This is a genomic window from Allobosea rubneri (assembly GCF_032464875.1).
Taxonomy (GTDB): Bacteria; Pseudomonadota; Alphaproteobacteria; order Rhizobiales; family Beijerinckiaceae; genus Allobosea; species Allobosea rubneri.
This window is the reverse complement of record NZ_JAWDID010000003.1, coordinates 35,309-48,998: the sequence shown is the minus strand read 5'-3', so window position 1 is coordinate 48,998 and position 13,690 is coordinate 35,309. Positions and strand designations below refer to the sequence as shown.

Here is a 13,690-nt window from a genome sequence, read left to right as displayed (position 1 = left end):
GAAATGCTCTAATCCCTTGTTTTATCGGATTTTCTTCAAGCTGACCGCTGACGGCTCTGCTTGAGCATGCCCGGGCCCGATCTCGCTCCGGCTGATATCGGCCGTGGCAGCTGGGGCTCAGGGACTGGCGTTGACCTTGAAGTCCGGCGCCCGGCAGCCGGAGCGGTCGACTTCCTGGCAGGTGCGGAAGCTCCGCAGGTCCCGGGTGAAGCAGATCCGCACTTCCTGGAGCACGCCGCGGCGGCAGGCGACCGACATCATGTCGGTGCGCAGCCCGGGATTGGCGGCAACGAAGGCGCGTTCGAGATCCATCGGCGTCCAGATCTGCTCGCGGCCGCTGTCGCGCAGGGGAGGCGGGATCACGATCTTCTCGCGGGCGCGGCGAACATCGGCGAAATAGTCGCTCGGGCTCGAGCCGGTGCAGGTGCCGTGCTTGCGCCATTGATAGCGGGCGAGCCCCTCGGATGGGAACAGCCCCTCGGCTTCCGACATCGCCATTCGTGAAGGGCTGCGCCCGGACGGGCCGCAATCGGTCGGATAGCCGCGCTCGTTCTGCGGCCAGAGCCCGTGCACGACGAAGCCGAGATTGGCGCCGGGCGCGCATTGCTCGCGCGCCCGCCCGCGGCCGCCATCCTCCAACTCGCAAAAGCCCGGCGACCAGGAGAGGGCGAGCACATAGAAATCGAAATCGCCGGGCGCACCGCCACGGCTATGCTGCGCCTGCGCCTGCGCCGGAGCGCCGAAGGCAACAAGACCGAGCAGCGCCAGCGATGACAGCCAGGCGCGTGAAAGCTTCATGCGCCGATGTTACCGCTCGGGGCCGGGGCGCGCCATCTGGCAGCCGGGGGCGTAGGAGCGGTGACGGTCGAGCCCGTCGACGCACCAGTTGACGTTCCAGGTCCAGCCGAACAGGCCGAGGTTCTCACGCACGGAGTAGTCGACCCGGCGCAGGACGCCGTCATTGGTCATGACGCGCGCGGTGCAGAATCGGCGCGGGATGAAGTCCGCACCCCAGGGGCGCCAGGCGATCGGCCGGACATGGTCGAAGCTGACAACCCGCAGCGGCCCCCAGAACTTGGCTTCGCGCGAATTGAACCAGCTTGTGATCTCGCCCAGCACCGCCGGGTCCTCGCAGGCTGGCAGGTTGCCGTACATCGGGATGATGCGCTCTTCGGCGCGGTCGGCCGGGTCGACATAGCGGCCGCCCGAGCGATAGGCCGGGTCGCCATAGACTTCACCTCCTGCCTGCGCCGGCAGGGCAGCGAGGCAGAGCGTGGCGGCAAGGGCCGAGAGGAGCGAAACGCGGCGCATGGGCGGCCTTCGGAAAAAGGGACTGAATCCGTTGCGCTACGATGGCGACGAGCCCCGTTCCGGTCAAGGCGACGGTTGCGTTTCGGGCGCAAACCGTCGCGGATTGTGACTTTCCTATCGCGCTTTCCGGTCAGCCGAAGGACTCTTCCAGCATGGTCTCATAGTCCGCGGCGCTGGCGGCGCGCGGATTGCTTGCGCTGGAATGATCCTTCACCGCGGCCTCGGCGATGGCGGGCAGGACCTCGCGCGGCACGCCCATCGCCGAGAGCGAGGCCGGCATGCCGAGCCTTGCGGTGAGACCGGCGATCCATTCGGCGAGATCGGCATCGGCGGAGAGGCCGAGTGTACGACGAATCTCGGCGTACTTGCCCTTGGCCGAGGGCTCGTTGAAACGCAGTACGGCAGGCAACAGCACGGCGTTCAGCGTGCCGTGATGCAGCGAGACCTGCTTCAACCCGCCGAGCGGGTGGGAGAGGGCGTGCACGGCGCCGAGCCCCTTCTGGAAGGTGAGGCCGCCCTGCAGGGCCGCCATCAGCATTTCCTTGCGTGCCTCGCGGTCGGAGCCGTCGACGACGGCGCGTTCGATATGGCCGACCGCGCGCTTCAACCCGTCCAGCGCGATCGCCTCGGCGACCGGGTTGTCGCGCGGGCTGAGATAGGTCTCGATGCAATGGGTGATCGCGTCCATGCCGGTCGCGGCGGTGAGCCAGGCCGGCAGGCCGAGCGTCAGCTCGGGATCGCAGATAGCGAGCTTCGGGATCAGGTGGGGCGAGATGAAGCCGAGCTTGCGGCCGTCGTCCAGCGTGATCAGGGCAGCGCGGCCGACCTCGCTGCCGGTGCCGGCCGTGGTCGGGATGGCGATGACCGGCGCGACCTTGGCGGTGATCTTCGGGATGCCGCCGAGGATCGCGGCATAGGTTTCGAGCGGACCGTCATGGCCGGCGAGCAGTGCGACGCCCTTGGCGAGATCGATCGGCGAACCGCCGCCGATAGCGATAAGCCCGTCGCAATCATGCTCGCGATAGACGGCGAGCGCGGCAAGGACGGCTTCCTCGGTCGGGTTGGTTGGGGTCTCCGCGAAAAGCGCGGCATTGCCGAGGACAGGCGAGACGGCGCGCAGGCGCCCGATCAGATCGGTGGCCGCGAGGCCGCGGTCGGTGACGATCAGCGGACGGGAGATGCCGAACTGGGCGAGGCCGTCGGCAACCGCCTTCAATTCGCCGAAGCCGAACTGCACCGTCGTCAGATAGGAGATCGTCGCCATCATCGTTCCTCGCCTGCGCCCGGCTCTGCGGCCGGGCCGGAGACTTGTCGCGCGTCCGCGCCGACGATACCAGCCCCGCAGCCCCGACCTCGACGCAGGACACCCCGGCAGGGAGCGGGACGATCGCCGGACGGCCGAACCGGCAGCGGGCTGCTAGCGACCGCCGATGGGGAGCGCGCTCAGTTCTGTTCGATCGTGACGCGGTCCTTGGCGGCTGCCTCGGACAGCGCGTTTCCGGCCCGCCTTTCGAGCACGAGCAAAGCGAGGCCGGCGGCGATGATGAGGGCGGCGCCGAACAGCATGGTCGGCGTCGGCCAGTCGCCGAAGACGAACCAGCCGAACACCAGCGCCCAGACGATCAGCGTGTACTGGTAGGGCACGACGACCGAGGCCTCGGCGAGCTTCAGCGAGCGCGTGACGCACAGATGCGCGACCATGGCGATGATGCCGAGCAGGCCGAGCAGGCCGAGATCGGCGAGGGTCGGTGTCACCCAGCCGGTAGGCAGCAGCACGAGGCCCATCACCAGCGCGCCGAGAGTCTGCCAGAAGACCAGGGTGACGTCGGGCGTGCCGCGCAATTGCCGGCCGGTAATCATCATCGCGGCAAACGAGAAGCTGCCGACCAGCGCAATGATCGCCGGCAGCGACAGGCTCTGCCCGGAGGGGTTGAGCGCGATCGCGACGCCGACGAAGCCCGCGGCCACCGCGAGCCAGCGGCCGGCATCGACCCGTTCGCCGAGGAGCAGCGCCGCCAGCACCACGGCCCAGACCGGCGCGGCCAGCCAGAGCGTCATCGTGTCGGCGAGAGGCAGATAGGAGACTGCCCAATAGAAGAGCGCGACTTCGCAGGAGCCGAGCGTGACGCGCAGCAGCTGCAGGCCGGGCCGCTCCGGGCGCAGCGTGCGGCCTACGCCCTGCTTCACCACGAAGGGGATGATCACCAGGAGCGCGGCTGCCGAACGCAGGAGCAGGACCTGGCCGACCGTATAGGTCGCGACCAGCCATTTCCCCATCACGTCGTTGAGCGAGAACAGCAGGATGCCCAGCAGCATCATGGCGATACCGGCGAGCGTGGTGTTGCGGCTGGGCATGGCGATCTTTTGGGCAGGGCGGGAGCCGGTTCCATCGCCCGTTGCCGACGCCGAGGCAAGTCGCCCGACGCAAGGGGAGGCCGCGTCCCGCACAAGGCCGTATCGCCGTCGGTATCGCGCTGACAGATGTCGCTCGGAGATGGCGGACCGAGCGCGAGCCAGTGAGCGATTTCCTACCAGGTCACCTTGAGACCCAGGCGCCCATCATAGGCGTGGGATCGTCCATTGAAGCCGACCGAGTAGCCTGCGGATGCGTAGACCGCCGTGTTGCGGGAGGTTTGCGCGTCGATGCCGACCTTCACCTCGCCCCAGGTTCCACCGAGGTCCGAACCGAACGGGATGAACCCGGTCGCGGAGGAGAACGAGGCCTTCGGCTCGCCCAGGAACTCGTTCCAGACGCTCGCCTTGAGCCAGGCCGTCAGCATGCGAGGCCTTGCCGCCCGTTCCTCGAGTTCCCAGCCCTTGGCGAGGCGGGCGCCGACCCGGCCGGCAAGCGACTGTCCGTCGGAGAAGCGCACCAGCGCCGCGCCGTCGGATGCGGAGCCGTTCGAGAGGGTCTGGTAGACGAGCTGAGCCTGCGGCTCGATGATCCAGCCGCCCCCGAGCGCGATCGGATAACCGCCTTCGAGCGACGCGCCGAAGCCGAAACTGTCCTTGCTAAGCGAGAAGCCGCGGCGGGAGTCGGCCTTGGCATCATACCAGGTGCCCTGGAGGACGCCGTCGAGGTACCAGCCCGAAGGGCCGAAATGGGTCCAGTACCCACCGATCGAATAGGCGTCGATCGTGTTGCGGCCGGCTCGGAAGCCGTTGAAATGGGTGACGTCGCCCTCGATCCGCCCGATGGCAGCATAGATGCCGGCATGGTCGCGCGAGCCGTCGGCATTGATGCCGCGATAGAGATCGAGCCCCGCCTGCAGGCCGTAAAGGTCGTAGTCGAAATTGGGGCCGTTGCGATAGACGCCCCACGGGCCGCCATCGCGGTTGCCATGGGTGGCGATGATGCGTGCCCAGCCCAGAGAGGCGAAGCTGCGGCTGGCGGCGATCTCGCGATCCGGCAAGCGCACGACCGTGGTGCAGCGGTTGTTCCGGGCTGGATCCGCGCACCAGATGGTTCGCTCTTCGGTCAAGGCCGGCGGCTCCTGCGGCCGCAATTCGCCGACCCGCTCATGCAGGCTGTCCAGCAAGGTCCGGCCATAGATCAGCTGCATTGCCGGAAGCGCCGCGTAGAGAGAGGTCTCCTGGCGGTAATTGGGGATCGCTGGGGACGGTGTTGGCGTGGGGGAGGGCCCGGCCCGGGATCAGGCGTAGGCGTGGGAGTAGGGGTCGGATCCGGGCCGGGGCCCGGTCCCGGCGGAACAGGTATCGGGATCAGATCGGAACGCAGATACCAGCTCTGCGGGCTGGAGGCGTCCCGGCTCGAACGGAATAGCGTGTATTCGTATGGCCCTGCCACCACCGGGCCGGCCAACGCGAAGGCTCCGAAGGTCGTCGTGGCGCCGTTGATGGCATTCACGACGACGATGCCGTTGCCGGTGGTCAATGCGCCCGGGCCGCCGGCATTGGCGACTCTCAGGAACGATGAACCGCTCGCCGTGCCGCCGTTGACGACAAGTCTGTCGGATGCGGCGCCATCGCCCGCCAGATAGGTGTTGATCGCGAGGGTGCCGCCGAGGCCTCCATAGTTGGGGGTCGTCAACGTCGTACCGGGGGGCGTGCCGGTGCCCATATTGATCAGACCGGCATTGGTGACGCCTGCGACGGTCTGGCTGTTCCCGTTCAGGGCAAGCACGCCGGTGCTTGCTACGGAAACCGCGGAATTCGGGCTGAGAGTATTGACGTTCCCTGCGCTCAGCACGCCGGAATTGACGTTGGTCGCGCCGCTATAGGTGTTGGCGGCACTGATGAAGATCATGGTGCCACTACCATTCTGGTTCACGATGCCGGTGCCCGAGATGGCCCCCGCGAAGGTCACGGTGTCCGAGCGGTTGAAGCTCAGTGTGCCGTTATTGGTTACGTTCCCAAGGATCGCGCCGGAGGTGCCGCCGTTGCCGAGCTGGAGCGTGCCGGCCGCGATCGTCGTGCCGCCGGAATAGGTGTTGTCGGCGGTGAGGATCGTGACGCCTGTGCCGATCTGATTGAGCTGGCCGGTGCCGGAGATCAGGCCGGGGAAAGTCACGCTGTCCGAGCGGTTGAAGGCCAGCGTGCCATTGTTGGTCACATTGCCGAGGATCGCGCCGGAGGTGCCGCCGTTGCCGAGCTGGAGGGTGCCGGTCGCGATCGCCGTGCCGCCGGAATAGGTGTTGTTGGCGGTGAGGATCGTCGTTCCTGTGCCGATCTGATTGACCTGGCCGGTGCCGGAGATAAGGCCGGGGAAGGTCACGCTGTCCGAGCGGTTGAAGGCCAACGTTCCATTGTTGGTCACGTTCCCGAGGATCGCGCCCGTGGTGCCGCCGTTTCCGAGCTGGAGGGTGCCGGCCGTGATCGTGGTGCCGCCGGAATAGGTGTTGTTGGCGGTCAGGATCGTGGTGCCCGCTCCGACCTGATTGACCTGGCCGGTGCCGGAGATCAGGCCGGGGAAGGTCACGCTGTCCGAGCGGTTGAAGATCAGTGTCCCGTTGTTCGCCACGTTCCCGAGGATCGAGCCGGAGGTGCCACCGTTTCCGAGCTGGAGCGTCGCGGCGGGATGAATGGTGGTGCCACCGGTATAGGTGTTCGTCGCGATCAGGGTCGTCGCGCCGGCACGAGCATCGACCCTGCCTGCTCCGGTTGCGCCCGGCGCAAACTGATATGTGCCGCTCAGGTCGGTGTGATTGAAAACCAGTACGCCCGCCGTTCCGAGCGTCAGGTTCGGGCCTGCTCCGCTGAGCGTCAATGTTCCGGGAGCAGCCGCTGCGTCTGTCGCCGCAGCGCCGATATTGATGGCGCCTTGAGATCCGCTGTTGGCTGCGACCGTTGCGCTCGCAGCGCTGACGACGCCGCTGTTCGAGATCGTCAGCGAGCCGGTGCCCGTATTGCCGATCGTCAGGGCACCGGAATTGTTCCAGGCCGACCCGGCGCCATCGACCTTGACCGCCCCGTTCGCCCCCGCATTAGTGCCGACGGTCCCGATCGCGCTGGAAACGACGCCGCCAGTCGTGATGTTCAGCTGGCCGTTTCCGATGAAGCCGACCGTCAGATCGCTCGTGGCGACCAGTTGCGAGCCGGTCCCGCTGACGTTGACGATACCACTGCCGGTGCTGTCGTAGCCAATGAAGCCCTGTCCGGTCGAGACCCTGCCACTATCCGCGATGTTCAGCGTGCCGGCGCCGGTTTGCCCCACGCGCAGGAAGCCGGTGGTCGTCCATTGCGATCCGGCGCCGCTCACCGTCACCGAGCCGGTGCTGTTGAGAGCGACGCCGACATAGCTGTTCGTCGTGCTCGAGACATGCCCGCCATTGGTTATGCTCAGCGCCCCGGAGCCGGAGAAGCCGACAGAGATGCCGGCGCTGTTGTTCCATTGCGCGCCGGTGCCGCTGACGGTAGCGGTGCCTATGCCGGTGGTCTGGCGGCCGATGAAGCCCGATCCATTCGAGACGATGCCGCCGGCCCCGATATGCAGCGTGCCGGTGCTGAGGTTGCCGACAGTGAGTGCCCCGGCAATATTCCAAGGCGAACTCTGACTGCCCGGAACCGTGACCACCATTCCGCCGTCGATCGTCTGGGACAGCGCAGGGAGGGCCACGAACAGCGCCAGGATTGAAGCGCCATAGAGGCTCTTTCGGATGCCGATGCCTGTGTGCAGCAAGGGAGCTCTCGTTGTCGTGCCGGCTGATGAAGCAGGTGCGGAGGCTGGCTGTGTGAGAAGGCAGGCCGCGTGAATAGTCCAGCAACTCGGCGTTGTCCGCCAAGTTTCGCCAGAGTTTTCTACGATGTCTGCGTATACGCTAGGCCTAGTCTACTCGTCTCAACGGTAGGCCGCGGGAAGAGCAAGGCGAATCCAGACGCTGTCTCTCGCGCATGGAAGATGATGCGCACTTCTGCGGTTCATGGCAACGTGCTTCCAGGCGTTCTTGGTTAACGATCTGGGTGCCGCATTTCGGCTCGTCGGCGCTCGCTGTCTCATCGTTTCCCGCACGTTCTCGGCTCAGATCGTGCTGCGCGACTGCTTGCGGGATCAGCGCATCTCGTCCAGTGGCCTCGAAGAGGTCTTGGCACGGACCTTCCAAGATCACCGCACTGCACATGGCTTTTCAGAGAAGCGGCTGCCGATCGGGTCGCGGTTTTTGGGTGGGGTCTTGCGGCCTTTGGGTAGATCGGCGGTGCCGCGCTCGCCTAAGCGCCTCGCGCCTCTGCGATGATCACAATTGAGGCAAGTCAATGCAGCAAGCTGGCGCCGTGCCATCAAGGCGCGGGATCGAGCGGCGATGGAACATTTTCGCTTTTCCACCGACGATGTCGGTGTAGATCAGGCGCTGGCGTACTGGGCAGACGGCGTCCTTCCGCAATTGGAGGCGCAACTCGTCGATGCCGATCGCCGGGGCTTTACCTGTTCTCTGTCGGGGAGACGACGTGCCGAGCTCGCGATCGGCAATGTGGCCATCGCCAGCTATTCGGGCGTTTGGCGTGAAAACGCCCGTCTCATCGGCTGCACGGATTCCGCGCGGGTATTCCGTGTGCATCAGGGGCTCCTTCATCTGCAGGACCGCTCGGGCAGCACATGGCAGGTGAAGCCGGGCGAGGCGTTCATTTCCGGCCCCGACGCCTTGATCAGTTACGCGATCGCGCCCGTCGCCGCCGGCGGCGTCGCGATGATCGCCGACATGACGACCATTCCCCTGAAGCAACTCCAGAAGTATGGAGCGCTGATCTCGCGCGACCTTGCGCACCATCTGGCGATCAACTCCAGGACGGCGCTATTCAATCACTATGTCGACACGCTGCGTTCCGAACAGACGCAGGATGTCGATCTGAAAAGGCTGATTCACAATTTTACCGAGCTCACGGCCATTACGCTGACCGGGGAAGGGGACGCGATCGACAGCACGCCCGGGCTCGACGCGCATTTCGCGCGTGCAGCGAGATTGATCCGGGACAGGTTTCGCGACGGAAATCTCACTGCTGCGAAGGCGGCCAAGCTGCTCGGGCTGAGTGAGCGGGCGCTGTTCAAGGCATTCGAGCTACGCGAAAGGAGCTTTCACCAGATGCTCGTCGACGAGCGGCTGGTTTTCTCGGCGCGGCGCCTGCGCGCGTCGGATGAGAACGTGACTTCTATCGCCTACGAAGCCGGATTTGAGAGTGTTTCGACCTTCAACCGGAATTTCCGGTTCCGTTTCGGCATGTCACCCACCGATTATCGCGCCTCGATAGGCGTGCTTTGCGTCTAGAGGCCTCTGCGTTCCTAGGGGCCTGTTGGCCCCGGTCTGAACTTCGAGCTTTCCGGGCGATATGTGCCGGCGCCGCCGTGTTGGGGCGGCCATCATCGTCTTCGCTTATCGCAGCCCCAAAGCCAGTCCCGAATGCGAGCGGAAGCCGCGTCACCGCTAAACTGTGCAGCCTAATATTTTCGTATTGACTTAATTAAGTGATATCGAAATTATTGGGACATGGACAGGTTCATGGCCCTCGCAGACCCGACGCGCCGCCGCATCATCGAGATGCTGGGCGAGGGGGCGCTTGCGGCCGGCGAGATCACGGCGCGCTTCGAGGTCAGCGCGCCGGCGATCTCGCAGCATCTCAAGGTGCTGAAGGCGGCCGGCCTGGTGACGGTCGAGGTCAGCGGTCAGCGCCGGATCTATCGGCTCGATCCCGAGGGGCTGGAGGCATTCGAGGCCTGGGTCCGGCAGGTGCGCGGCTTCTGGAACGCCTCGCTCGGCCGGCTGGAGCAGGAACTGGCAAAACCCGAGAAGGACGAGGGAGTGGCGTGATGAACGAGTATGGGGTTGTTCTGGAAAGCGGCGCGGTGCGTTTCGAGCGTGTCCTGCCGGGGCCGCTGGAGCGGGTCTGGGCCTACATCACCGAGTCCGGCAAGCGCGGGACCTGGCTGGCCTCGGGCGAGATCGAGCCGCGGGTCGGCGGTAAGGCCGAACTGCTGTTCAAGCACTCGGAGATCACCGACGAGGCGCCGCCCGAGCGCTATCGCGAGGTGCATGAGAAGGGTTGGCTCAGCCACGGCACGGTGACGCGCTACGAGCCGCAGCGGGCGATCGCCTTCACCTGGCCGGGCGAGGGGCAAGCGACATCGGAGGTAACGTTCGAGCTCGCGCCGGAAGGCGAACGGGTCAGGCTCGTGGTGACGCATCGCAAGCTGGCCGACAAGGCCGAGATGACCAGCGTCTCCGGCGGCTGGCACATGCATCTCGGCATCCTCGAGGACCGGCTGACCGGCGCGCCGCCGCGCGGCTTCTGGTCGAGGCTCGGCGGGCTCGAGGCGGAGTACGCTGCGCGCTACGCCGAGGCGGCGAAGTAAGGCTCTGCCGGGGAGAGCCTAAAGGCTCGCCGCAGCGCGCGTCGCCTGGTCGTACTGGCCGGAGAGCGAGCGCATCACGGCCGCGATCTCGGAGAGGCGCGCCGGGTCGATGCCCGTCGCCAGCACCGATTTCACCAACAGTTGCTCGCGGACCTGGGCATAGCGCCGGCACGCCTCCTCGCCGGCGGGGGTCACCGCGGCGGTCTTTTCCTTGCCCTTGCGCCCGCCCTTGATCAGGCCGAGGCGCTCGAGCTTCTTGAGCGCGTAGTTCACGACATGCGTGTCCTCGATATTGAGGATCAGGCAGATGTCGGCGAGGCGCTTGGGCTTGCCGCGATGGTTGACGTTGTGCAGCACCAGCACGTCCATCGGGGTTAGATCGGGAATGCCCGCCGCCGTCATGCCGCGCAGCATCCAGCGATGGAAGGCGTGCACGGTCATGCTGAGCGCGAACTCGAACTCCGAAAGGGCCGGCATCGCGCCCGAGGCCAGATGGCCGGAGGAGACAATCGGGCCGAGCAGCGAGGCCGCGAGCTTCGTATCGGGCGGGGTGGCGTCGGGATCTTGCATCGCGCGGTCATCCTTGGCGGCGAGGTCCCTCGCAAGCGGGGCCTCGTCATGTCGTGGGCCGGTGTGCATAGCCGCCCGCGCGCGAGCGGGCGGCTATGCGTGGCGTCACATCTTCTTGTAGGCGTCGATGATCGCCTGGCCGTCGGCACCGGCCTTCTTCAGCCAGTCTGCGGTCAGGGTGTCGCCGGCCTTCTTGAAGCCGGAGGCGAGCGCTTCGCTCGGCTTCTGGACCTTCATGCCCTTCGACTTGAGCTGGTCGAGATACCAGTTGGTCTTCTCTTCCCAAAGCTTCCAGCCGCGTGCCTCGGCATCGGCCGACGCCTTGAGGATCGCGTCCTGCGTCGCCTTGTCGAGGGCGGCGAAGGCGGCCTTGTTGACGAAGGTGGCGTTCTTCGGGATCCAGGCCTGGACGTCGTAGAAATGGCTCAGCGTCTCCCAGGCCTTGGAATCGTAGCCGGTGCCGCCGGAGGACATGAAGGAGTTGACGACGCCGGTCGCCAGCGCCTGCGGCAGTTCGGCCGCCTGGATCGTCACCGACTGCATGCCGAGGATCTCGCCGAGGCGGGTGGTGCCGACATTATAGGCCCGCCATTTCAGGCCCTTCATGTCGTCGGTCGAGTTCAGGTCCTTCTTGGCGTAGACGCCCTGCGGCGCCCAGGGGACCATGAACAACAGCTTGATGCCCTGGCTGTCGAGCTTCTTCTCGACCGCCGCCTTCGAGGCGGCATAGAGCTTCTTGGAATCCGCGAAGGAGGTGGCGAGGAAGGGCACGACGTCGATGCCGAAGACCGGATCCTCGTTCTCGTGGATCGACATCAGCACTTCGCCCATCTGGGCCTGGCCGGTCTGAACGGCGCGCTTGATTTCGGGCGCCTTGAACAGGGAGGCGTTGGCGTGGACGGTGACCGAGAGCTTGCCACCGGTTCCCGCCTCGACGTCCTTGGCGAAGGTGACGAGGTTCTCGGTGTGGGGATTGTCGCCCGGATAGGCCGCCGGCAGGTTCCATTTCGTCTGCGCCAGCGCGCCGGTCGCCGCGAATGAAAGGCTGGCGGCGGCGACGCCTGCGACCAGCAGACCCCTGATGAAATCGATACGCTTCATGGTGTTCTCCGTTCCCTCTTGGTTGTGATTGTCGTTGCGCATCATTTCGGAAAGGCGAGTTCGGGCAGATACATCACGATCTGCGGGAAGATCGTAATGATCGCCACGGCGGCGACCAGCAGAAAAAAGAAGGGCAGGGCGGCGAGCGCCACCGTGTTGGAATCCTTGCCGGACATGGTCTGGAGGACGAAGAGGTTGAAGCCGACGGGCGGCGAAACCTCGGCCATCTCGACGATCAGCACCAGGAAGATGCCGAACCAGACGAGGTCGAAGCCGGCGGCCTTGATCATCGGGATGACGATCGCGGTGGTCAGCACGATCATCGAGATGCCGTCGAGTGCGGCGCCGAGGATGATGTACATCACGGTCAGCGCGGCGATCAGCGCGTAAGGCGAGAGGTGCAGCGAGTCGACCCAGGCGGCCAGCGCCAGCGGGATGCCGGTATAGGCCATCGAAGTCGACATGAAGGAGGCGCCGGCGAGGATCAGCATGATCATGCAGGTGATCCGGGTCGTGCCCATCACGCTCTGCCAGAAGGCTTCCCTGGTGAGCGAGCCCGACCACCAGGCGATGCCGAAGGAGCCGAGCACGCCCCAGGCGGCGCATTCGGTCGCCGTCGCCCAACCCAGCAGCAGCGACAGGAAGACCAGCGCGATCAACAGCATGCAGGGAATCAGGTTGGCGGATTCCCTGAGCTTCTCGCGCAGCGGCATCTTCGGCTCGGGCGGCGGCGCCTTGTCCGGATGCATGAGGTGCCAGACCGCGATGTAGCCGGAATAGAGCGCCATCACGAGCAGGCCGGGCAGGAAGCCGGCGAGGAAGACCTGGATGATCGAGACGTTGGCCGCCACCGCATAGACCACCATGGTGATCGATGGCGGGATCAGGATGCCGAGCGTGCCGGCGCCGGCGAGCGAGCCGAGGGCGAGCTTCTCGTTGTAGCCGCGCTTCTTCAACTCCGGCAGGGCGATCTTGGCGACGGTCGCGCAGGTCGCCGCCGACGAGCCGGAAACCGAGCCGAAGATGCCGCAGGCCAGCACGTTGACGTGCATCAGCCGGCCCGGGAGCCAGTTCAGCCAGGGGGCGAGGCCGCGGAACATCTCTTCCGAAAGCCGGGTGCGGTAGAGGATCTCGCCCATCCAGATGAAGAGCGGCAGGGCGGCGAGCGTCCAGGAGGCGCTGTTGCCCCAGATGGTCGTGGCGAGCACGGAGCCGGCCGGGATGCCGCCGGCGACGAACTGCATCGCCACCCAGCCGCAGGCCATCAGCGAGATCGCGATCCAGACGCCGCCGGCCAGCAGCACCGCCAGCAGGCCGAGCAGCAGCGCGGAGATTTCGATCATGGACATGGCTCAGACCCCGCTCTGCATGGCGCGCTCGACGATCTCCTCGTCGGATTGCGGGGGAGGCTTCTCGTAGCGCGGTTCGTTACCGCGCAGCACGACATGGATGAACTCGTCGAGCATGGCGATGAACAGGATGACCAGCCCGCCCGAAAAACCGAGCTGCGGGATCCACATCGGCATGGCGACCACGCCGCCGGCGACGTCGTTGAAGGCATAGGACTGCCAGGTCATCACCGAGGCGTGCCAGGCGAAGAAGCCGGTGAAGCCGAGGCCGAGCACCAGGGAGAAAGTCTCGAACAGCCAGCGCTTGCGGCCCTTGAAGCGGTCGATCAAGAGGCCGACCCGGATCATCTCGCCGGATTTAAAGGTGTGGGCGAGGCCGAGAAAGGCCATCGCGGCCATGCACCAGGAGGTGAAGTCGTCGCCGGCGGGAATGTTGAAGCCGACCTCGCGGCCGAGCGAGAGCCCCATCATCAGAACGAGAATGGCGATCAGGAAGCAGCCGGCGGCGTAGCCGGCGAAGAGGTAGAGCTTGTCGAGCGCCGTGCGGATCATCTGGCGC

Annotated in this window: 13 protein-coding genes; 3 read left to right on the top strand and 10 right to left on the bottom strand. The window is 66.0% G+C overall.

The genetic code is table 11. The annotated features are described in order from the left end of the window. Window positions 1-117 precede the first annotated feature (117 nt). The 6 genes from RKE40_RS03030 to RKE40_RS03005 form a co-directional block, all read right to left on the bottom strand. A complete protein-coding gene (locus RKE40_RS03030; protein ID WP_316016768.1) occupies window positions 118-798 on the bottom strand; it encodes a ribonuclease T2 in 681 nt (226 codons plus the stop codon). 9 nt (window positions 799-807) lie between these two features. Further along, window positions 808-1,311: a hypothetical protein gene (locus tag RKE40_RS03025; RefSeq protein ID WP_316016767.1), complete on the bottom strand. Its 504-nt coding sequence runs from the start codon at window positions 1,309-1,311 to the stop codon at window positions 808-810. A gap of 130 nt (window positions 1,312-1,441) precedes the next feature. Then, entirely contained in the window at window positions 1,442-2,575 is a 1,134-nt protein-coding gene (locus RKE40_RS03020; protein WP_316016766.1) for an iron-containing alcohol dehydrogenase, read from the bottom strand. A 179-nt stretch (window positions 2,576-2,754) separates the two neighbouring features. Then, a complete protein-coding gene (locus tag RKE40_RS03015) occupies window positions 2,755-3,666 on the bottom strand; it encodes a DMT family transporter (protein ID WP_316016765.1) in 912 nt (303 codons plus the stop codon). A gap of 173 nt (window positions 3,667-3,839) precedes the next feature. Continuing rightward, complete coding sequence (locus RKE40_RS03010; RefSeq protein WP_316016943.1) at window positions 3,840-4,922, bottom strand: autotransporter family protein; 1,083 nt, start codon at window positions 4,920-4,922, stop codon at window positions 3,840-3,842. Then, window positions 4,865-7,450 (bottom strand): beta strand repeat-containing protein, encoded by a 2,586-nt coding sequence (locus RKE40_RS03005; protein WP_316016764.1) that lies wholly within the window; start codon window positions 7,448-7,450, stop codon window positions 4,865-4,867. Before RKE40_RS03005 ends, RKE40_RS03010 begins: the two co-directional genes overlap by 58 nt. A 619-nt stretch (window positions 7,451-8,069) precedes the next feature. Between RKE40_RS03005 and RKE40_RS03000 the strand changes: the two genes are divergently transcribed. From RKE40_RS03000 to RKE40_RS02990, 3 genes are all read left to right on the top strand, one after another. Beyond that, complete coding sequence (locus tag RKE40_RS03000) at window positions 8,070-9,029, top strand: helix-turn-helix transcriptional regulator (protein WP_316016763.1); 960 nt, start codon at window positions 8,070-8,072, stop codon at window positions 9,027-9,029. Window positions 9,030-9,260: 231 nt separating this feature from the next. Then, window positions 9,261-9,569 carry an ArsR/SmtB family transcription factor gene (locus RKE40_RS02995; protein ID WP_316016762.1) on the top strand — a complete coding sequence of 103 codons (309 nt, stop codon included), beginning with the start codon at window positions 9,261-9,263 and terminating at the stop codon, window positions 9,567-9,569. Then, the gene (locus tag RKE40_RS02990) at window positions 9,569-10,111 is read left to right on the top strand and encodes an SRPBCC family protein (protein ID WP_316016761.1); all 543 of its coding nucleotides are present in this window, start codon (window positions 9,569-9,571) and stop codon (window positions 10,109-10,111) included. Before RKE40_RS02995 ends, RKE40_RS02990 begins: the two co-directional genes overlap by 1 nt. An 18-nt stretch (window positions 10,112-10,129) precedes the next feature. On the opposite strand, the gene RKE40_RS02985 is transcribed toward RKE40_RS02990, so the two are convergent. From RKE40_RS02985 to RKE40_RS02970, 4 genes are all read right to left on the bottom strand, one after another. Next, complete coding sequence (locus tag RKE40_RS02985; RefSeq protein ID WP_316016760.1) at window positions 10,130-10,681, bottom strand: winged helix DNA-binding protein; 552 nt, start codon at window positions 10,679-10,681, stop codon at window positions 10,130-10,132. Window positions 10,682-10,786: 105 nt separating this feature from the next. After that, window positions 10,787-11,782, bottom strand: a complete 996-nt coding sequence (locus RKE40_RS02980; protein ID WP_316016759.1) for a TRAP transporter substrate-binding protein — start codon at window positions 11,780-11,782, stop codon at window positions 10,787-10,789. A gap of 41 nt (window positions 11,783-11,823) precedes the next feature. Next, the gene (locus RKE40_RS02975) at window positions 11,824-13,131 is read right to left on the bottom strand and encodes a TRAP transporter large permease (protein ID WP_316016758.1); all 1,308 of its coding nucleotides are present in this window, start codon (window positions 13,129-13,131) and stop codon (window positions 11,824-11,826) included. 3 nt (window positions 13,132-13,134) lie between these two features. Continuing rightward, window positions 13,135-13,683, bottom strand: coding sequence for a TRAP transporter small permease (locus RKE40_RS02970; RefSeq protein WP_316016757.1), 549 nt, complete (start codon window positions 13,681-13,683; stop codon window positions 13,135-13,137). Between the last annotated feature and the right edge of the window lie 7 nt (window positions 13,684-13,690).